Below are 20742 nucleotides of genomic sequence, written 5' to 3'. Positions count from 1 at the left end.
TTTTTTTGTGGCCATTTTGCTCGTGTGATTTTAGGCGCGCTTATGTTGCAGATAAGCATCAAGATAAGCATCAATTTTTGCGAGAGCTTCTTTTGTACCGCCGGATTGCTGGAAGCTGTCATTTATTTTTTGTACGCCCTCTTTATACGCTGCGTTTGACACTACCTCATGTACGGCATCTTTTAACGTTTGTGTATTGATTTGATCCTTAGTTATTCGATAGCCAGCCTGAAGTTCTGTTAACCGCTGTGCGACCATGGGCTGATCCTTGTCCTGAGGCAGTACGACCAAGGGTACATTAAAGTGAATTCCTTCATTCACACTGTTCATTCCACCATGAGTAATAAATACATCTGAATGACGTAATACCTCTAATTGAGGAACATAAGACGAGATGATAAAGTGCTCAGGAGCCGGGTTAATTTTGGTAAAGTCAGCTTTCTCGCCAGCTGCAATCACGACGATGCCTTCAAAATCGGAAAAAGCCTCAATGCAGGTGTTAAAAAAGTCTTCAGTGTGGTCCAGCACCGTTCCCATCGAAATATATAAAACCTTTTTACCCTGTAGTCTGTCCAGCGGGAATGAATTTTCTCCTTTGCGCTCCGGGAAGCTGGGGCCAATAAAAAGATGCTCGTCCCCAAATTGTTCACCATTCGGTTGAAAATATCTGCTCGTATATACAACATTCAAAGCTCCTGAATTGTTCATAAATTGAACCAGATCTTTGGGAGCAACACCGAACCTTTCTTTCATGAGATGCAGTGAAGACGTGACTTGTTCATCAGGCTGAAACGGTACTTTAGCGTCGGAGCGGAAGAGATTGGCAGCCATCAGATGATTTGAAATGAGAAAAGATGGGGATGAAGAAATGCCTGGAATATTTAAATAATCTCTTACTAATTCACCAGCTCCGAATCGATCATAGAACACCAAGTCAAATTGAATACGCTCGGACAGCTCCTGAGTGATGGCTAAGATGTCCATCGAAGTCTGGATATGAATATTCATAAATGCGTTCAGTCCTGCCGGAGTGTTGGTATCAATGGAAGCAGTCCTGACCAGATCAGGATGCAGGTGAACCTTCGCTCCAACTGCTTCGAGTCTATTCTTGTATTTCTCAGTTGTAATGTAATGTACTTGGTCCCCTCGTGCTGCAAAGGCTTGCGTGATCCCAAGCGTGGGGTTTACATGTCCTTCTGCCGGAAAGTTAACCATTAATACGTTTAACATTCATCATTACTCCTTTTCTCTACAATTAAGATCGCAGTTTTCACTGAATCTCTTAATCCATAATAACAATAATATTTATTTTTTCAAATGATATCCTTTCATGATCGTGAAACACATGTTGGCATGAAATGTGTATAACAAATATTTACCTCGTGCATAGTAAAGACGAACGCTATTTAGCAAGGGAGGTTTTTTCTAAATGAATGTTCAAAGAGCACAAGAAATAGCGTCCTCTTCCATTATGGCGAATGTGTTGTGTGATGGGTTACCCATTTATATTCAGCATGTGAATGAACAGCGTGAGACGGCACGGATCTATGCGCTGAACAACCCGGAAGAGGAACGAGAAGTACCTTTGTACGCGTTAACAGAACGAGATCAGATCCTTGAATAGAAAGGAGCGACATGAAAAATGAAACCGAACCAACAGAAAGAGATTGAGGCAGATCGTTTGAACTTTCGTGATCAGACGGATGATGTGGTTAGAGAAGTGCCGGCCACGACGGATGCCAGCGAAGCAGTTGCAGCAATGACCTCACATATCAATAAATACGATGTACCGGATGAGTTGGAGGAGAAATAGAGAATGACCAAGCGCGCACAGGGTAACCTGCTGCGTGCTTTTTATATGATGCATATTTGGCTGGAGTCGAACAAATAGTATTTAATGCCCAAACGTACAAATGATGTTGCCCATGTGTACGTTTTTTTCTGTTTGTTTTTTTGTAAAATAATATATAAATGATTTCTGTCCAAACTAAATGGATCAGGCCCTCATAGCGGCATGGTCTCTAATAAGTTGAAAAGCCGAATTCAGAATTGTAGGAGGAATTATGATTGATGTATTCAATGAACAGGTCCAGAATGTAGATACGGAAATAAGTGAAAGTGAAGGTGAATTTGAGAAGAAAGATATTTCAAAAGTATTAACTATAATATGGATTTTTATAATTTATAGTGAGTCTGTCATTCTTCAACATTTGTCTAGTGGACTAAATCTTCTGCAAAGTGTCTTATTTACTGTAATTGTCATATTACACATCCTCTTGTACTTGCATGCTCAAAGAGTTGCAAAATATTTTTCATGGGCTTATTTTGTTGTACAAGGAGGATTGATCTTTTCAAGTGCATTTCTTCTACCTGACAGTTTTTCGATTGTACTGGTTGGGTTAATGCCAATTTTGGTGGGTCAGAGTATAGGTATTTATTACAAGCCGCTTAAGGTCATTCTTGTATTTTTGATCTCCTATGTACTTTTTTGTGTAGCTGTGGTCTGGCATAATGATGGCAGGCAGTTTGTGTTGTTCATCCCGCTATTTTTTCTAATTGCAGTTGTTATAGTAGCTTATGCCGTTCTTTTTCTCAAACAAGTCAAAGCACGAATCCGAACGCAAAACGTTCTTAAAGAACTTGAAATCGCACATCAAAAGGTCGAAGAACTTACAATTGCTAACGAACGACAACGTATGGCCCGTGATCTTCATGATACGCTGGCTCAAGGGCTTGCTGGGCTAATCATGCAACTTGAAGCCATTGATGCCCATCTGACAAAAGGGAGTACGCAAAGAGCTCAGGAGATCGTCCAACAATCGATGTCACAAGTGCGAAGAACATTGTCTGATTCAAGGCGAGCTATAGACAATCTGCGTTCGAAAACCATCTCGGAAGTTGATTTTGCAGAAGCAGTAGAGGAAGAAATACAGCGATTTACAATGGCTACGAGCATTCGTGTAATACGCAACATCAAAATTAAAGCTTCCGTCCCCAGACTGTTGTTCGAACATGGATTGTTTATTATAAGCGAGTGTTTAACCAACGTAGCGAAACATTCACATGCTAATACCGTATGGATTCATATTTTAGATAAAGAGGGCATGATTGAAATTGAGATTCGCGATGATGGAAAAGGATTTGATACGGATATTATTGCCAAGCAAACAGGGCATTACGGAATAATAGGTATACATGAACGTGTACGGATGCTGGGTGGAAAAATCAATATCAGCAGTATATTTCAAGAAGGTACAGCTATAAAAATAGAGGCGCCTCTTACTAAAGGAGACCTATCATGAAATACAAGATTTTAATCGTTGACGATCATTGGGTAGTTAGAGAAGGATTAAAGCTGGTGCTGGAGACCAATGACAGTTATGAAGTGATTGGTGAAGCTGGAGAAGGTGTAACGGCTCTTAAATTGATCGAAGAACTTCAGCCACATGTCATATTGTTGGATTTATATATGCCACAAATGAGTGGTTTGGAAACCATGAAAGCCCTCAGAGAAAAACAAAATGACACACCAGTCATTATCCTGACGACCTATAACGAAGATGATTTAATGATTAAGGGACTCTCTTTGGGAGCAAAAGGATATTTACTAAAAGATACCAGTCGAGAAAACTTATTTCGCACTATTGAGTCTGCGCTAAGGGGGGAAACGCTGCTTCAGCCAGAAATAACAGCAAGGGTATTTGCTGCTACGAATAAGAGAGAAGCAGAGATAGAATCACACGAAAGAAACTTAGTTCTGACTGATAAGGAAAGACACATATTAAAGTCTGTTGCACATGGTTTTAAAAGTAAGGAAATTGCGTTTGATATGGGAATTTCCGAGCGTACCGTAAAAGCACATTTAACGAATATTTATAACAAGCTTGGTGTTGATTCCAGATCCGAAGCCGTTGCCGTTTCGTTGGAACGTGGTATTTTACAGCTTTAGAAATAATAACTGAAAATATGTTATTTATTTGCCCAGTCGTACATAAGGTGCTTGCCCCTTTGTACGATTTTTTTGTTTGTGCATTGTTATAACATGAAAAAAGAATGAAAAAGTTTACTTGACCCACGGGTTGCTGATAGCACCTTTAGAAGAGAGAATCAGAGAGGATGACATTAGTTGAAGAGAAAAGAAATCAGGATAATGATTGCAGGGGTTGCATTAGCTTTAGTAGCTTCCGGTTGCTCCAGTGCATCGGAGAACTCTGTAACAGAAGCCAGTCACCCGGTAAAAATTGAGAAACTTGCAATGAAACCTTTGGCCAATGATTTTAATTTGGCGGGAACATTGCAGGCAAGTAATGAGGTCAATGTTTCCTTTGAAGCGGATGGACGTATATTGAACACCATGGTCGAGGTTGGGGATTCAGTAGAAAAAGGGAGTGTCCTTGCGAAGCTAGATACATCTGCTTACCAGTTACAGCTAGATCGGGCAAAGGCAACCATGGAAAAGGCAAAGGCTGGTGTAAGCCAAGCGGAGGCTTCTGTTCAATCGGCCCAGGCGGGCATTCATAGTTCACAATCCCAGGTCAACGCGGCCCAATCCAAATTGCAGGAATTGAACAATGGCGCCAAAAAGCAGGAGATTGCACAGTCTCAAAATGCGGTTACTGTAGCAACTAATAATTATAACAAGAAGAAAGCGGATGCCGCACGGTCCCAAAGTCTATTCCAGGCAGGTGCAGTATCATTAACGGAAAATGAGAATGCGCAGCTGGAATTAGCAAACGCACAAAAAAGCTTAAGTGATGCGCAAGAGAAATTGTCTCTTTTGCTTGCAGGGGCATCCCAGGAACAGCGTGCCCAAGCTTCGGCCGGGGTAGATCAGGCCAGGGCAGGGCTGGAATCGGCTAGGGCTACTATACAACAAGGGCTAGCCAGTAAAGCTCAGGCGCAGGCTACCTATGAGGATGCATTGGCTGCTTATGAACAGTCAGCCTTGTCACTGAAAAAAGCTACTTTAACTTCCCCGATCACGGGTGTTGTGATTGAAAAAAAGATATCTGATGGTCAACTGGGCTCCAGCGGGAGTGAGGCATTTGTTGTCGGAAATATCAAGACTTTAAAAGTACTCCTCCCTGTACCGGACAGTGAAATCTTATCGTGGAAGAAAAACCAAAAAGTAAATATATCTCTCTACGATGAAATTAGAACAGGGACCGTTACTCAGATCTATCCATCGACTAACTCCAAAACGGGAAGCATCAATGTGGAAGTTAGCATTCCCAATCCCGAACTGAATTGGAAACCTGGTCAAGTCATAAGCGCATCTAAAAGCATGAATCAAAACGAAGCGCTTTTAGTGCCCGTAGAGGCCGTAATTAGTACGGGAAATGATCCTTATGTCTTTAAAGCAGTAAACGGAAAAGCCGTCAAAACACCGATTAAACTGGGGAAAGTGACTAATAATCAGCTCGAAGTGGTCTCTGGACTACAGGCAGGCGATCAAATCGTTATACAAGGAGCAGGAACCTTATTTAATGGTGATTTAATTGGGAATGATGTACTTGGGAAATCGGAGGAGTCGTCCGAATGATTAAATATATCGTTAAAAAACAAAAAATTACACTCATTTTCTTTGGCATGTGCATTGTGCTAGGGCTCTACAATTTTACATCGTTACCTAAACAAGAGCAGCCCGATGTTATTCCCTTGTCAGCCAGTGTTACAACCATCTATCCGGGCGCCTCACCCGAAAGAATCGAGCAAACCATTACTAAGGTCATGGAACAGAAAATTAAAGCCGTACAAGGTGTCAAAACGGTTTCTTCCACTTCATCTAAAGGCCAATCCAGTATAACTGTAGAAGCTTTTGAAGATGCAGACCCGACAAAGGTATGGGCTGATCTTCGTACAAAGGTACAGGATGCACAGTCCGAGCTTCCAGATGATGCGATGCAGCCGGTTATCAATGATAGCATGACAAGCTCTTTCATTGGTTCATATGCGATTACTTCTGATAAAATTGAGAATTTATACTCGTTGAATGAATTAATGAACAAATGGAAAGATCAATTAAAAACGGTCTCGGGTGTTTCGCAAGTTAATATTCAAGGAATACCAGATCAAGAAGTACGAATCAGTTTAGACACACAAAAGATGCAACAATATAACATCTCCTGGGAGCAGGTTGTTCAAGCAATCAAAAATGAGAATGAAAGAGTTCCTACAGGTAGTATGGATTTCAATGAGCGTACTTATCAGTTGACGGTAAATGCCTCTACCGATCCATCCATTCTAAATAACGTCCAGATTTCAAGTAATGACGATGGATTCCCGATATCTCTGAAAGATGTAGGGACAGCCTCGCTTGTTTTTAAAAAAGCAGCTAGTTATACGTATGTGAATAACAAGCCTGCTATTTCGATCAGTGTGAGTGGAGATACAGGCACAGACGTGCCAACGGTATCTAAAGCGACTACAGCCAAAATCAATGAACTTGTGAGCAGTTTGCCGAAGAATGTACATTTTGAGCTGCTTTTTGCGCAAAATGATCGAGTAGATGAAATGTTTGGAAACCTGACCAAAGAGATGATCATCGCTATTATATCGGTCATTGTGATATGTACATTAGGTTTAAATTTGCTGACTTCTGCATTTGTGGCCTTGGCCATTCCTGTTTCCATCGCCATCGGCTTTATTTTCTTGCCCACAACAGGAATCACGCTGAATCAAATTTCAGTCATCGGATTAATCATCGTGCTAGGGATATTGGTTGATGATGCCGTCGTGGTCAATGACAATATTGAACGCCGACGCACTGAATTTGGGGAAGATGCTACGGAGGCAGCCATTAAAGGAACGAAAGAGGTATCCTTATCAATCATTACAGCTACACTAGCTACGGTTGCAGCATTTGCCCCGCTTTTATTCCTGCCGGGCACCATTGGTGACTTTATTAAACCGATACCTACCGTTATTTCGTTAACGATGCTGGCTTCCATGATTATGTCATTAACGATCATTCCTATTTTCCGTCAATGGTATGATCAACGTCGTAAAGGAAAAGAGAATAATAGGACAGTTAAGCCACCTGGACTTCTGGGGAATCAAATCCAGTCTCTATCCAATGTGTACTCTAAGAACTGGATGCCAAGAATACTGCGACGCCCACTTTTAACAGCGCTTATTGGTCTTATGATGGGTACAGCAGCTTATGGACTACTTGCTGTTGTTCCTATTGAATTATTTCCGGATTCCGATCAAGCGGATGCCACGATCAGTGTAACAATGCCAGAAGGAACATCGTTGCAGGCAACCAATCAGGTTATTAACGAGATTGGCATGTGGGTCAAAAAACAGCCAGAAACAGAGCGGCTGGCGGCAACGGCAGGTGGAGGAGCGCCTCAGCTGTACAGCGATGTTGCAGGTGGTCACGGCTCTGGGGGAGCGGTAAACGGCCAAATTGCTGTCGTTGGAAAAGAAGGGCTATTTGATCTCAAAAAAACAGTGGATAACTGGACCCATACGCTACAAGCTAAATATCCATCTGCATTAATCAGTATTCGTGTTCCCCAATTAGGTATTCCGGTCGGCAGTGCGGTGTCTATCCGTATAAAAGGAGAAGACATGGATAAGCTGCAAAACATGACAACTAAAGTCAAAGAAATGGTTGCGGGAACCCCCGGAGCTGTAGATGTGACCGATAATATGGGTATGCAAAGCTATAATCTGAATTTCCAAATTAATCAGCAAGCCTTGGATAAATATCAGGTTAGCTATTCCGATTTAACGCGTACTTTGCTATTAATGGGTGACGGGGTGAATGTAACGGATTTTGATACGGGTAAGGAATTGCTTGATGTCAATATATACATGAATAAACCAAACCATGATCCTGAGGTATTATTCCAACAATTAAGTGTGAACAATGCGGCAAGGGAGCAAATCCCCTTATCCCAATTAGCCACGATGAAACCGGACTTTTCCATCCAACAAATCCACCGCTATGATCTGGAACGGACGGTAACGATCTCAGCCAATGGAAATGGGCGTACGGCTACAGAACTCACTAATGATATCCGTAGCAAACTTACAAATACCCAGTTTGAACCAGGCTACACCTGGGAGATGGGAGGGGAAACATCTGCGCAGTCTGATATGTTTAAGGATTTGGGCAAATTAGCTGTGATTGTTATTTTTCTTATTCTCCTCTTAATTACCATGCAGTTTTACTCGGTTTCCACACCGCTCATTATTATGACCACTGTTTATCTGGCAGCGGCAGGAGGAATCCTTGGAAGTTTTATTTCAGGGATGCCAATTGGATTTATGAGTATTATGGGTATCATTTCACTTGCTGGTATCGTCGTGCGTAACGGTATCGTGCTGATAGAGTTTATTGAAGATGCGCGGCGTGAAGGCGCTGATTTAACAGACGCCATTCTAATGGCATGCTCTGCCCGTTTCCGTCCGATCCTGCTTACTTCGCTAACTGCGATTGTGGGTATGATCCCTATTGCCACAATAGGCGAGATCTTGTTCAAACCGTTGGCAACGACCATTATTTTCGGACTAATTTTTTCAACTATTTTAACATTGTTTGTAGTTCCGACGCTGTATATGGTCGTAGCTCATCTGAAGCTGAAACGGAAGCATAAGAAGGAAAAGGCTATAAATAGCGATAGCTCAATGACCTTATAGGTAAATATAGAAAAGAATATACTTCATTATCTCCTTATTACTATGAAATCGTGCATTAGACGAGTGTCTTAATGTACGATTTTTTCTTTTGTCGATATTGATTATTATTTCATTGACAGAGTCCACAAAAATCATTACTATAATTGTTGCAAAAGTCCACTAAATAGGGGGAGTTATGATCAATATAGATGCTAATATCATAGCGGATATGAGGCGTTTTAATCGATTCTATACGAATATACTGGGTGTTTTAGATAGACATGTGCTGGATAGCGGATATTCCTTTACTGAGGCCCGTGTCATTATAGAGATCGGGTTGATCGAGCCCTGTATTGCGAATACTCTAGTCGAATATCTTAAAATTGATCGCAGCTATATGAGTAGGATCATTGCTAAATTTTGCAAAGAGGGCTTTCTTGTTAAGGAAAATTCAACGTTGGATAATAGAACAAATCTGATTCGTTTGACTCCTAAAGGAAAAGCATTCTACAACCAACTGAATGAAAGGTCTGATGAACAAATTCTAAAATTAGTTCAAGGACTTTCAGAAGAAGAGATTAAGGAATTACATGCTTCTATGTTGTTAATTCAGAAGAAATTGGATAATTTGGAGAGGATACAGAATGATACGATTTGAATGCGACTATACCGAAGGTGCTCATGAGCGCATATTAAAGCGACTACTGGAGACTAATGATGAACAAACTCCAGGTTATGGTGTCGACGATCATTGTGAAAAAGCCAGAGCATATATTAAAGAAGCATGTGACTCCCCAAATGCGGATGTACACTTTTTGGTTGGAGGTACACAGACCAATACCACCGTCATTTCTTCTATTCTGCGTCCGCATCAAGGCGTCGTTGCGGCAGTTTCTGGACATATTGCCGTACATGAGACCGGAGCGATTGAAGCTACTGGGCATAAAGTACTTACTTTGCCAAGTGATGATGGGAAAATCCGGGCCGAGCAGGTAAAGGAGCTATATGACGCTCACTGGAAGGATGCCGCTCCTGAGCATAGTGTACAGCCCGGGATGGTTTATATTTCCCAACCTACTGAAAATGGAACAATTTATAGCAAATCAGAGCTAGAAGTATTAAGTAGAGTCTGTCAAGAGTGTGGTTTACCACTGTTTATAGATGGAGCCCGATTAGGCTATGGCTTGGTGGCCGAAGATAGCGATGCATCTTTAGCAGATATAGCACAGCTTTGCGATGTGTTTTACATTGGCGGGACAAAAATTGGAGCATTGATGGGAGAAGCAGTAGTCATTCTAAATGATACATTGAAAAAAGATTTTCGATATATGATCAAGCAAAAAGGAGGACTGCTGGCTAAGGGAAGAATGTTAGGCATTCAATTCGAAACTTTGTTTGAAGACGGTTTATACGTTGAAATTTCCAAACACGCTATAGATATGGCAATGCTGCTTCAAAACGGATTATCTGAGCAAGGTTTTTCTTTTCAATACCGTTCTACAACCAATCAGCAGTTTCCGATTTTACCAGATCGTATACTAAAGGCATTGAGTGAAAAATATACTTACTCCTTTTGGGAAAAGGTTGATGATACACATAGTGCAGTTCGATTCTGTACCAGTTGGGCTACGAAGAAAGAAAATGTTGAAATGCTGATTCAGGATATTAAAGCATTGCAATAAAAGTCATAGAAAGAGTAATTTATAATTTTAAAGATGGAGAATGACTATGGAATAGCCATACTTCGTTGCATGCATTGCAGCGAAGTATGGCTTTTTTGTACATTTTACTTATTTCAAAGCGGCTTGTCTTTAGTTCCATGAAAGAGCAAGTGGATATAAAAATGGAAAAACAAGACAAGAGCGGAGGTATAAAATTGGAGTCTAATTCTTTACACTGAATATCTACCGAACCTGCTTGCGGTACTGAAGAGGGGAGAGCCCGGTTATTTTTTTGAAAATTTTATTAAAGTGGGAAGCATGACCGAACCCCACTTCCTCTGCAATATGCTGGATTTTGTCTTTGGTGGTTCGGAGTCTGGTTTGGGCCGCTCTGACCCTCACTACGCGGATGTATTCGCTGAAATGAAAACCAGTCAACTTTAGAAAGATACGGCTTAGGTAAGCTGGACTAATGAAAAAGCAGGCGGACACTTGTTCGAGAGTTAACGGTTCATTGTAATGATCCTGAATAAAAGAAGAAATTTCCGTGATTTTCTGATGCATGGGATGAGAGGAAATAGGTTCACTACGCTCGATCGATTCCGATCGGTGCACCAGGATAAGCATTTCCAACAGTAAATGCTGTACGCAACGGTCATGCAGAGGCTGCTTATTCCTGCATTCGGTATTCATCTGTAGGAATAAACGTTCAACCTCCACTTGCTCTCTCGCAGGTAAGCGAAGCAACGCGGATTGCTGATACGGCGGCAGGTCAAGAATGTCATGATCCTGCTGTGGGAGAAATGTCGGAGAAAAATGAATCAAAATGCGCTCCGTTTCCTGCAATTGCGTACTGGCAGTAGAGTGCAAGTCATGAGGAAGGATGAATATCAGATCCCCCTTGCGAGCGGTGTATACCTTGCCATTCATAAAATAGATACGTTCTCCTCGCAGTAAGAGATACAGCTCATAGTTCTCGTGGACATGAGGCCGGGGCATAACCGTGAAACCGGTACGATAGATGTGATGAATGGAGAATTGTTGTTCGCCAATGACATATTTATCTTCTTTCATTTCATTCATGTGCTTCTTCCTTTACACATTAAGATAAGTAAGCGCATTCATATACCACCAGTATATATGACAACCTGCCAATGATAAAAGCAGAAAAGATTGATGAAGGGAGGTGAAGGCGCTTCTGAACGTCTCGGATCGTGTTTTTATAAAAATATGCGCTGATGTGGAAGAAAATCTTAGGGAGGAAACAGAATATGAGCAAGCAGCGTACATGGAAAAAGGTGCTATGTAATGTGGTTGTGGGTTCATTGTTGTTGACCTTGTGCCCACCACTAATCCAAGCGGAGACTACGGTAGGAACAGAGATCGCAAAGGTGGCGACGGATATTCCGGCGTTTCCGGGGGCGGAGGGTGGCGGTAAATATGTTACCGGTGGACGCGGAGGTGAAGTGTATGAGGTTACCACGCTGGCAGACTACGGCAAAGGGGAACAGATCATACCCGGATCTCTTCGTGCAGCGGTCAGCTCCGATAATCGGACGGTCGTATTCCGGGTGGGTGGAACGATTCATCTCAAGGAGCCACTTAAAATTTTGGGAAACAACCTGACGGTTGCTGGTCAGACAGCTCCTGGCGAAGGTATAACTGTAAGCGATTACACAACAGGGATTGATGCAGATAACGTCATTCTCCGTTACCTGCGTTTCCGATTGACCGATCGTTACTCCAGTGAGGATGACGCGTTAGGGGCCAGATACCATAAAAACATAATGATTGATCACTGTTCCTTTAGCTGGTCGGTGGATGAGGTACTGAGCCTGTATGACAACGTCAATACAACGGTACAATGGTCCATTGCGTCCGAAAGTATGCTAATGACCACGCACCAGAAAGGTCGCCACGGCTATGGTGGCATATGGGGCGGACGAAATTCCACCTATCATCATAACTTGTTGGCTCACAATGCAAGCCGTAATCCGCGTTTTCCAACCGATAAAAAACAAATTGACGCTGTGGAAATGACCAATAATGTCATTTATAACTGGGGATTTTTCTCTTCATACGGCGGCGGTGAAGGATCGTATAATGTGCTAAATAACTATTATAAGTATGGCCCCAACACATATCAGGACGTTCGCGGTCAAATCTTTGTAGACGTAGGTAGTAAAAAATATAAAACACGCATCTTTATTGGTGGTAACTACATGTACGGCAATGACTCGGTTACGAAAGACAACTGGCAGCTTGGCACATCCATTGGGTCAATTATTGATCCTTCCACCCGTTTGGCGGAGCCGATTGAAGTCAGAGGGGAATACGACAACGGAATTTCACCGGATGCGTATGGTCCATATCAAGCGACGGATGCACAAACCGCATATACGGAGGTGCTTGCCGGCTCAGGAGCCACGCTGCCAAGAAGAGATGCGGTGGACGCCCGAATTATGAATGATGTGAAGAATGGAACGGGTGCGTTTATTAACTCTCCGCGTGAAGCAGGGTGGATTTACGACGATTCTAACGTAACGACGACGGAGATTTCTGACAGTGACCATGATGGAATGCCGGATGAATGGGAACGTGCCCATGGGCTGGACCCCAATAATGCAGATGACCGTAACGGTCAGAGGCTTGCCGGTACAGGGGCGTATGCTCATTTTGCCAAGGGTTATACGAATCTTGAGGTCTATTTAAATGATCTTATTGAGAAGCTGTCGAATGGAAATGAGGTGGATAATCCAGAGGCCGTCGTTCAGGTGTCGGATGCAAACGGACGTTCACTAAAGCATAACGATATTTTGGAAGCAGGCCGTGATGCGACCATAACAGCAACAGCCAAGGACAAAGACGGTATTGCTCATGTTGAATTTATCATTGACGGCAAACTTGTTGGTAAAGTAGAGACCGCGCCTTATCATCTCGATTGGAATCATGTAACAGACGGTACCCATAATATTATTGTACGGGTGACCGACCGCAAGGGGACTGCTGCATTTTCCAATCCTGTTACCATTCACGTCAATACGACTGCGCCATCGGGAAGTTGGCTCAGCGAAGAGATTGGCTCTGAGGGCAACGATGGTTATATAAAAGGGCATACTCAGGTCTTAAAAGAAGATACAAGCGGCAGCAGAATACGACTGAAGTCAGCGGGAGATGTTGACGGTAAGGCAGATATTTTCCATTATGCTTATCAAAAATGGGAAGGTGACACTGAAATTACAGCCCGTGTGGAACAAATTACCCCGGTGGATGATAATGCCGAAGCGGGTGTAATGATTCGTGAATCGCTGAAGCCTGGATCAAAAATGGCCTTTATGTCTTTAGCATTTGTTAAATATGGCAAACAGGGTATTCTTATCAGTCGTGATCAAACGGATGGTAAGACGAAACGTGCGTCAATGGAGACGTTTATTGCAACGCCATATTCGGTTCGTCTGGTACGACAAGGACAAAAGGTTACGGGCTGGGTATCCGCAGATGGTGTGACGAACTGGGAGAAGGTTGGTGAAACTGTTATAGATGTGCCGGATAATCAGCCGCTATTGTTCGGGTTGGCCACCGATGCATCCAAACAACAAAACGATGTATGGAATTACAATACGTCGGAATTCAGCAATGTCACCATCCGCAACCTGACAGACTCAGGAGGAACTCATCCCACTAGTGTGGTGGTAGCGACCTATGGCCCTGCTGACTTTACATCTCTCCAGGCAGCGATTGATGCAGTCCCTGACGACAGCAACACAAGGACAGTTATCCATCTCAAAAACGGTACGTATCGTGAAAAAATAAAGGTGAATTCCTCCAAAAAAAATCTGAGTATTATCGGAGAAGATCGCGACAAAACGATCATTTCTTTTGATGATACGGCCAAAACCGTGGTGGACGGAAAAGAATTAGGAACAAGCAACAGCTATACAATGCGTGTGCAAAGTCCCGATTTTGTGTTGGAGAATGTCACGGTTGCCAATACAGAAGGAACTGGGCAGGTGCAGGCTGTAGCGTTATATGCCGAAGGCGATCGTGGTAAGTATCATAATGTCAAAATTACCGGCCTACAGGATACGTTGCTTGTGAACCGTGGCAGACAGTATTTCAAGGACAGCTACATCAGTGGCAGTGTAGATTTTATATTTGGCAATGCACCTGCCGTGTTTGATAATTCGATCATACACAGCCTGCGTGCTGGATATGTGACAGCAGCTTCAACAGAAGAGAACAAGCCGGGCTTTGTATTTATTCAATGTCGGCTGACAACAGAAAATGGCTTGACAGGCAAGGTGGATCTCGGACGGCCATGGCGCCCTTACGCTCATGTTACTTTTTTGAAGACCTATATGGATGACCATATCAAGCCGGGCGGCTGGAACAATTGGGGCAAGGAATCCAATGAGCAGACCGCAAGATTTGGAGAGTTTGACAACTTTGGGCCAGGTGCAGAAAGTAGCGGGCGTGTACCTTGGGCCAAACAGCTTACCGCCGATGAAGCAAGCCAGTACACCGTTGAAGCTGTTCTGAGCGGGACAGACCATTGGGATTGGCGTCTTTAAATTTGATGTTCAATGGTTAAGCGGGGCAAGCGCTTCTAGCGTTCAGCCTCGCTTATTTCTATAGTTTGAGTAGAGGATACATACTTAATTTTCGGTGTTGAAAATACTTGTTTATATGGTAAATGTTTGCTATGTTAAAAGTGCATTTATTTCAAATTGTAATTTATTATTGATTTGGAGGTGTAAGGTATGGCACGTGTGTTAGTAGTGATCACGCCTGCTGAAGGCCATGTTAATCCGACACTAGGATTAGTGAAAAGGTTGGTAGACAGTGGGGAGGATGTTGACTATGTGTGTACGGAAGAATATCGTACGAGAATTCAACAGACAGGAGCACAGATGATCACCTACCCTTTTGTTGATGATGCTTTTTCTAAAGACTCTGATTTAAAGCCAGCAGAATACAAACATCATTATCAATTTGTGTACATGATGGTAAAAGGTATGATTCTTCCGATTATTCCAGAGGTTTTGAGAGTTATTGAAAACAGAACCTATGATTATTTAATCTATGATTCTTTGATGGGCTGGGGAGGAACGATTATTGCAGAGAAGCTAGGAATCCCTGCTGTGTGCTCTATCGCTTCTTTTGCTTTCGTAGAGCCGTTGGGATCGGGGCAAGGCATGAATGACAATGATCCGGAGGTAAAAAAGTTGTACACGGCTACGATGCAAATAACGCATCAACTAGCTAATGAGCTTCAGGTTGACGCTCCGGCTATAGAAGAGATTGCTCCTCATGGCGGGCGCTTAAGAATCGTTTATACAAGCCGCTATTTTCAACCGCAAGCCGAAAAACTGGATCACAGTTTTATTTTTACAGGTCCTTCTATTGTACCGCGTAAAGATGCTCCATCTTTCCCGTTCGAACAACTTCGTGTTCTGCATCCACAGGCGGTTTACATTTCAATGGGTACTATTTTGAATAAAGACTTGGAATTTTATAAGCTTTGTTTTGCAGCATTTCGCGATTTGCCTGTGCAGTTTGTGCTGTCTTCAGGCAATTATACAGACATGGAGCCCTTGGCCCCGTGTATCCCTGACAATTTTATAATCAAGCCTTATATTCCGCAATTGGAAATGCTTCAGCATGTGGACGCTTTTGTTACACATGCGGGGATGAACAGTACAAGTGAAGCCCTATATTACAATGTACCGCAGGTCATGATTCCTTTAACATCGGATCAGCCGATCGTAGCCAGTCGGGTGCAGGAACTGGGAGCGGGGGTTGTTGTGGATAAAAATGAGCTTACACCCGCTAGTTTGAGAGCTGCCTTATTAGAGGTATTGAGTCATCCAACCTATAAAGAACAGGCTCATGTGATCGGTGAATCATTACGCCAGGCTGGTGGGTATAGACATGCTGCAGATACAATTATGAGTCATTTCTCCACCATAGAAAAATAAGGCGCAGTCTATATACTGTGATTCCTTTCTTTTAAAGCAGCAGATTTTCCAAACTCTAATTTCTTCGAAATTGCCAGGAGACCCAGGGAGCAGATAATTAGGGCCAAAGATACCCAATAGGTGTTTCGGTAACCCATCCATTGAGCGGTTAATCCGCCCATCAAGCTCCCTACCAGTCTTCCTATGGTTGTCGCATTGGAATATAGCGTCGATGCGTACCCTGGAAGAGAGGGTAACAAATCCTGCATGTAACTAATGCCAATGGCAGAAATCACTGCAACAAAGAAAGCTAGAAGAAGCTGTCCCACGAATAGCTGCCACATCTCCGTAGACATAAGGACAAGGATATAATAGACAACTCCTGTTAATGCCCCTAAAAATACAAGCAAACGGTTGGAGTATTTAGCTGCTAGTACGCCTAGCATGAGCATCAAAGGTATTTCTAAAATGGCACAAATACTGGATACTAGAGCAACGTCACTCGTGTCACCTTTTAAATTGTGAATGATGAACAAAGAAATATTTAAACTGTTCATCCAGTGAGACGTATAGAGCAGAGTAAGAACTAAAAAGGGGATCAGTATCTCAATATTTTTATGTAATGTAATGTTATGAAGTGAAAGTTGATTCTTATGATTAAGCTGAGCGGGAGGCTGCTGGATAAAAAAGAATAAAAGAACAGCAATTAGAACAAAAATAGAGGTCGTTCCCATAAAGATACCCTTAAAGCCCGTATGTGCAATCAAAAAGGAACCAAAAAGCGGCCCGGTAATAAAGCCAAGAGAAAACATAGACCGAAGCGTTGAATTAGCAAAGGCGTGATCCGCAGATTTACTGCGATCTACTGCTTCACGTGCACTGGCAAATAACTGCGGCATCCCAGGAGCACCAATGGCCGTAAAGATCGTCATATAAACAAAAAGTACATAAAAATTTTGGATTACAAGATATCCTGCAAATGCTACGGCATTAAATAACGTACAAATCACCAAAATTTGTTTACGATCTAATCCGGTATCAGAACGTTTGGCAATCAGAGAGCTTATCCATATGCCACAAATCAAAGTTACCGCTGTAAACACACCAAAGGTTCCCACAGATACGCCAAGTGTACTTGTAAAATATACAGCTAAAAAAGGTGCGCTGATGGATATAGCCATGCCTTGCAATAACATGCAGATCATGAACAATGGGTAGTTAGGGATAACAAAAAGATTCTGAATACGCTTTAGCATTTCATTTTTACACTCCTTCCGAATACATACCTATCCCAACCAAACTATATATGACTTTAGCATAATTTGTATTTTACTTGGTGTAAAATATTATATATTATTTTTCACTTTGATGAGCAGGTCAATATACAGGCAAAGATACAGTAACAGGCTAAGCGTCAAACTCTCCACACCTTCAACTCCTAACCTAGCTATGAGATCATGAGATTAACCTGACTGTTCCGCTGTCTTCCGGTAGTCATGATCGTGGGCAAGACAGTAAAGAACAATGTCTATTCGTTCCTGATGATTGGTAGACCGCCCCTTGCTCATAGCTTTCGCTCCCCCATTCCGTACAACTCATAGCGATGTCGCCATTTCACTAAGGTGGTAACGCTGATGTTATGTTTTTTTGCTACTTCCACACGGCTGCTCTGTCCTGCTTTTAACTCCTGTATGATGGCTAGTTTCTCAATCGCATTGTATGCGTTCTTCTTAGACAAAGGAAAACTCCCCTTCAAGTAGCGGTTATTTATTAAACCTGCCTACTTGAAGGGGAGCATATCAAAATCGGTAGCCTGTTCCGTAATTTATAATAGCGAGGTTACGAACTTCACCTCCGGAAAGCGGCTATCCGGTCCTTTCATTAAGATTCCGCCTTGATTTTTCAGATACCTATCGAAGAAATCCAGCATATAGGCATTGATAACGGAGTTCGCTCTTTCGGGCGCAATCTTTCCTGTAATGCCCAGCATTTTGAAAATCGGAGAAATGAACTGTACGTCGGCAAAATTCAAATGCTCCGTATTTTCGATATAGAGGACTTGTCCCCCTTCGTCGACCGTTTCGCGCATCCGTTCAAGCTCCAACTTTTTATCTTCCGTTACTTGATCCTCCCACTCTCTTGTTGAGCCCATACGGTTAAGCTCTGCATCCGTGTAGACCCGGTTATCCATCACCATTTTTAATTTTTCGAAATAGCTTTCCGAGTTGATGAACAAAAACGGCTTTCGCAGACCCTCTCTGTCACGCAGTCGATAAAGCCCTCCATCAAGGTCTATTCCAACCGCGATTCGCGGATCGTAAGAAGCGTCATAGGCCGTCGCTCCGCCGATGGAATGACCGAACACCCCGACATGACCGAGATCAATCCTCCCTTTTAGATGACTTAGAATCTGCCCCGATTGGATGAGCTCGAATTGGTCCAGCGCAAACGCCACATCGCCGGTTAAAACTTTTCCCAACTTGTCGCGATTTCCTCTACTCGTCTGGTAATCATGGGCGGGCGAGAATAAGTCGTTGGTTGTGCTGGTCGTGATTCGCCCGTCCGGAAACTCGGTTGCAAATGTATTGTAGGTGTGGTCGATCACTGCCACGATATATCCATGACTCGCAAGATTTTCGGCTTGCGACGTGTGGAGGAACCTGGAAGAGCCATTGCCGGGATTCGCAAGGATCAGCGGGTATGAAGTCTGTGCCGAAGAGACTTCGGCCCCCGAATAAGCATGACTGGATACGTACTTCAGGTGTTGAAAAGTAAACTCAGGAAGGCCATAGTCCGCGGCCATATAACGTAAAATCTGGGTATCGGGAATAAAGGGAGCGTACTTGTCGGTGTCAGCTTGAGCCGGATACCATACCTGAACCATCAATTCCCTTTTGCCTGTCGCAGTTTTGCCAAATGTCTCCTCCCGGCTTGGATCGATGAAATGAAAGACTTGCGTGCCTACCTTCAACTCGCCGGTTGGCGCCGGAAAGTCGAATACGGGAAACACATAGAGGAAGCACGCCGTTGCGATTAGCCCAATCACGATAAAAAGGCGGCCCAGCACCCTACGGATTCGCGAGGCAGTCCGAACGACTTTCAGCGTTATGAAAACGTCTATAAGCGAGAGCATAAGCATCAGGATCGTAAATCCGTATAAAAATAAAAGCTGAACCCTGTATCCTTCGACAAGCAAATGTATCACTAAAAAAATGGAGCCTGCTCCGCTTGTCAGGAGCAAAGCTGGTCTTCGGATACGTTGATTGATAATGAACAGGAGTGCCAACAAACAAGCACTTGAAAAGAATAGCAGCATTTCAAAAAACCTCACGCCAACTCCCCCTTAAAAATAATCCTATCAATGGATTAGTATAGAGGAGCAGCTAGGTTGATACCATTGATCTAGATGACAATTGCCTAACACTCTTGTAAGATTGCGCGATGATGGCGCAGAAAACGGCATGTAATGTGCTGATTCCTGCCTTTCGGCCGGGGTCCGGAAAGGAATGCCCATCCGCCGCATGTCATGGCCAACGGATGTTGACAGGTGGGGGGCTATTTGACGCTTAACGTAACAGGAGTGGGATGTAGATATGTATGTGGAATTATCCTGTAGGATTTGCTTTAAAGGCTGAACCGATCTACGAACTGCTTGATCAGTTCATTCAATAATCCGGCGGCCTTCGTAGGAAGGCGATGATCAGCTTTCTTAAGGAAAACCAGCTCACTATTTGGTAATTGTTGATGCAATATTTTGGCATAGGGATGAAAGTGCTTATCTTTTTCACCATAAACGAGCAGGACAGGAAGATGGATTTCCCCGAGCCGTGAGGTGCAGTTGTACTTCAAGCTGTATCGATAATATTGTTCGACATTCCTGGGATTTCCCTGCTTCGCATCGTTGAATAACTTACGGAATAAAGATAGCTGTTTCGTTTGTGACCAAGCATTAGAAAGGGCAATCGTACCGATTGTGCCGATTTTGGAAAGAGCAATGCCCAAAGAAATTTTATTTCTTAGTCGCCATTCGTTTACTTCCGACATTCCACTGATAACAATGCCTCCCCATGCCCGATCTGGATAAGTCAAGAGGAATTCAAGTACTATCGAGCCCCCGGTAGAATATCCACACAGAAATACTTTATCAAGGCTCATCCGGTCCATCAAATGTTTAATATCCAGGGCGATGAGAGGGTAAGTAACCGTTTGCTCGGAAGGCTGACTTTTACCGTGTCCTCTGATATCAAAAGCTATAGTTCGAAAATGGGGCGAGAGTCCTTGAATTTGGTATGTGAAATTTAAGCTTGTGAGTACTGGAGGGTGAATGAATAGGATGGCCATTCCTTCACCGGAATCCATATAATGCATGGAGTATTCGTTTATGTTTGTCGTAGTCATGGTTATGCTCCCTTCCTGAATGGTTTGATCTTAAATTTGGCCTATTAGATCCAAAAAATTCATGGAGGTCTAACTTTAATTGCTTGTATGAGATACCT

General features: G+C 43.0%; 16 protein-coding genes. 10 read left to right on the top strand and 6 right to left on the bottom strand.

The window, feature by feature from the left end:
• Window positions 1-30 precede the first annotated feature (30 nt).
• Window positions 31-1230, bottom strand: a complete 1200-nt coding sequence (locus tag MHI21_RS22025) for a macrolide family glycosyltransferase (RefSeq protein ID WP_342418926.1) — start codon at window positions 1228-1230, stop codon at window positions 31-33.
• Window positions 1231-1429: 199 nt separating this feature from the next.
• Between MHI21_RS22025 and MHI21_RS22020 the strand changes: the two genes are divergently transcribed.
• From MHI21_RS22020 to MHI21_RS21985, 8 genes are all read left to right on the top strand, one after another.
• Window positions 1430-1624 (top strand): H-type small acid-soluble spore protein, encoded by a 195-nt coding sequence (locus MHI21_RS22020; RefSeq protein WP_342418925.1) that lies wholly within the window; start codon window positions 1430-1432, stop codon window positions 1622-1624.
• Window positions 1625-1642: 18 nt separating this feature from the next.
• On the top strand, window positions 1643-1813 hold the full coding sequence (locus MHI21_RS22015) for a hypothetical protein (protein WP_176716844.1): 171 nt from the start codon (window positions 1643-1645) through the stop codon (window positions 1811-1813).
• A 250-nt stretch (window positions 1814-2063) separates the two neighbouring features.
• Window positions 2064-3302, top strand: coding sequence for a sensor histidine kinase (locus MHI21_RS22010; RefSeq protein WP_342418924.1), 1239 nt, complete (start codon window positions 2064-2066; stop codon window positions 3300-3302).
• Entirely contained in the window at window positions 3299-3949 is a 651-nt protein-coding gene (locus MHI21_RS22005; RefSeq protein WP_342418923.1) for a response regulator transcription factor, read from the top strand. The genes MHI21_RS22010 and MHI21_RS22005 overlap by 4 nt, the downstream gene beginning before the upstream one ends.
• A gap of 201 nt (window positions 3950-4150) precedes the next feature.
• On the top strand, window positions 4151-5542 hold the full coding sequence (locus MHI21_RS22000) for an efflux RND transporter periplasmic adaptor subunit (protein WP_342420237.1): 1392 nt from the start codon (window positions 4151-4153) through the stop codon (window positions 5540-5542).
• Entirely contained in the window at window positions 5539-8649 is a 3111-nt protein-coding gene (locus MHI21_RS21995) for an efflux RND transporter permease subunit (protein ID WP_342418922.1), read from the top strand. The genes MHI21_RS22000 and MHI21_RS21995 overlap by 4 nt, the downstream gene beginning before the upstream one ends.
• Before the next feature lie 175 nt (window positions 8650-8824).
• Window positions 8825-9286, top strand: coding sequence for a MarR family winged helix-turn-helix transcriptional regulator (locus MHI21_RS21990; protein ID WP_342418921.1), 462 nt, complete (start codon window positions 8825-8827; stop codon window positions 9284-9286).
• The gene (locus tag MHI21_RS21985; protein WP_342418920.1) at window positions 9273-10310 is read left to right on the top strand and encodes a low specificity L-threonine aldolase; all 1038 of its coding nucleotides are present in this window, start codon (window positions 9273-9275) and stop codon (window positions 10308-10310) included. Before MHI21_RS21990 ends, MHI21_RS21985 begins: the two co-directional genes overlap by 14 nt.
• A 222-nt stretch (window positions 10311-10532) precedes the next feature.
• Here the strand turns inward: MHI21_RS21985 and MHI21_RS21980 are convergent, their stop codons facing one another.
• Window positions 10533-11372: an AraC family transcriptional regulator gene (locus MHI21_RS21980; protein WP_342418919.1), complete on the bottom strand. Its 840-nt coding sequence runs from the start codon at window positions 11370-11372 to the stop codon at window positions 10533-10535.
• Window positions 11373-11560: 188 nt separating this feature from the next.
• On the opposite strand from MHI21_RS21980, the gene MHI21_RS21975 reads away from it, so the two are divergent.
• Both MHI21_RS21975 and MHI21_RS21970 read left to right on the top strand, forming a co-directional pair.
• Complete coding sequence (locus MHI21_RS21975) at window positions 11561-14860, top strand: pectinesterase family protein (protein ID WP_342418918.1); 3300 nt, start codon at window positions 11561-11563, stop codon at window positions 14858-14860.
• 189 nt (window positions 14861-15049) lie between these two features.
• Entirely contained in the window at window positions 15050-16267 is a 1218-nt protein-coding gene (locus MHI21_RS21970; protein WP_028541772.1) for a macrolide family glycosyltransferase, read from the top strand.
• Window positions 16268-16275: 8 nt separating this feature from the next.
• Here the strand turns inward: MHI21_RS21970 and MHI21_RS21965 are convergent, their stop codons facing one another.
• The 4 genes from MHI21_RS21965 to MHI21_RS21950 form a co-directional block, all read right to left on the bottom strand.
• On the bottom strand, window positions 16276-17502 hold the full coding sequence (locus MHI21_RS21965; protein ID WP_342418917.1) for a sugar efflux transporter: 1227 nt from the start codon (window positions 17500-17502) through the stop codon (window positions 16276-16278).
• A gap of 308 nt (window positions 17503-17810) precedes the next feature.
• Window positions 17811-17984: a helix-turn-helix domain-containing protein gene (locus MHI21_RS21960; RefSeq protein ID WP_341163055.1), complete on the bottom strand. Its 174-nt coding sequence runs from the start codon at window positions 17982-17984 to the stop codon at window positions 17811-17813.
• Window positions 17985-18071: 87 nt separating this feature from the next.
• Entirely contained in the window at window positions 18072-19577 is a 1506-nt protein-coding gene (locus MHI21_RS21955; RefSeq protein ID WP_342418916.1) for a dienelactone hydrolase, read from the bottom strand.
• A gap of 293 nt (window positions 19578-19870) precedes the next feature.
• Window positions 19871-20644, bottom strand: a complete 774-nt coding sequence (locus tag MHI21_RS21950) for an alpha/beta hydrolase (RefSeq protein WP_069290455.1) — start codon at window positions 20642-20644, stop codon at window positions 19871-19873.
• Window positions 20645-20742: the final 98 nt, after the last annotated feature.

The sequence above is a fragment of the Paenibacillus sp. FSL H8-0168 genome (assembly GCF_038592955.1).
GTDB lineage: Bacteria > Bacillota > Bacilli > Paenibacillales > Paenibacillaceae > Paenibacillus > Paenibacillus polymyxa_B.
This window is presented reverse-complemented; position numbering and strand designations above follow the sequence as displayed.

Coding starts and splice junctions, on each gene's coding strand:
- MHI21_RS22025 (WP_342418926.1), bottom strand. CDS start 1,230: ATGTTAAACGTATTAATGGTTAACTTTCCGGCAGAAGGACATGTAAAC.
- MHI21_RS22020 (WP_342418925.1), top strand. CDS start 1,430: ATGAATGTTCAAAGAGCACAAGAAATAGCGTCCTCTTCCATTATGGCG.
- MHI21_RS22015 (WP_176716844.1), top strand. CDS start 1,643: ATGAAACCGAACCAACAGAAAGAGATTGAGGCAGATCGTTTGAACTTT.
- MHI21_RS22010 (WP_342418924.1), top strand. CDS start 2,064: ATGATTGATGTATTCAATGAACAGGTCCAGAATGTAGATACGGAAATA.
- MHI21_RS22005 (WP_342418923.1), top strand. CDS start 3,299: ATGAAATACAAGATTTTAATCGTTGACGATCATTGGGTAGTTAGAGAA.
- MHI21_RS22000 (WP_342420237.1), top strand. CDS start 4,151: ATGATTGCAGGGGTTGCATTAGCTTTAGTAGCTTCCGGTTGCTCCAGT.
- MHI21_RS21995 (WP_342418922.1), top strand. CDS start 5,539: ATGATTAAATATATCGTTAAAAAACAAAAAATTACACTCATTTTCTTT.
- MHI21_RS21990 (WP_342418921.1), top strand. CDS start 8,825: ATGATCAATATAGATGCTAATATCATAGCGGATATGAGGCGTTTTAAT.
- MHI21_RS21985 (WP_342418920.1), top strand. CDS start 9,273: ATGATACGATTTGAATGCGACTATACCGAAGGTGCTCATGAGCGCATA.
- MHI21_RS21980 (WP_342418919.1), bottom strand. CDS start 11,372: ATGAATGAAATGAAAGAAGATAAATATGTCATTGGCGAACAACAATTC.
- MHI21_RS21975 (WP_342418918.1), top strand. CDS start 11,561: ATGAGCAAGCAGCGTACATGGAAAAAGGTGCTATGTAATGTGGTTGTG.
- MHI21_RS21970 (WP_028541772.1), top strand. CDS start 15,050: ATGGCACGTGTGTTAGTAGTGATCACGCCTGCTGAAGGCCATGTTAAT.
- MHI21_RS21965 (WP_342418917.1), bottom strand. CDS start 17,502: ATGCTAAAGCGTATTCAGAATCTTTTTGTTATCCCTAACTACCCATTG.
- MHI21_RS21950 (WP_069290455.1), bottom strand. CDS start 20,644: ATGACTACGACAAACATAAACGAATACTCCATGCATTATATGGATTCC.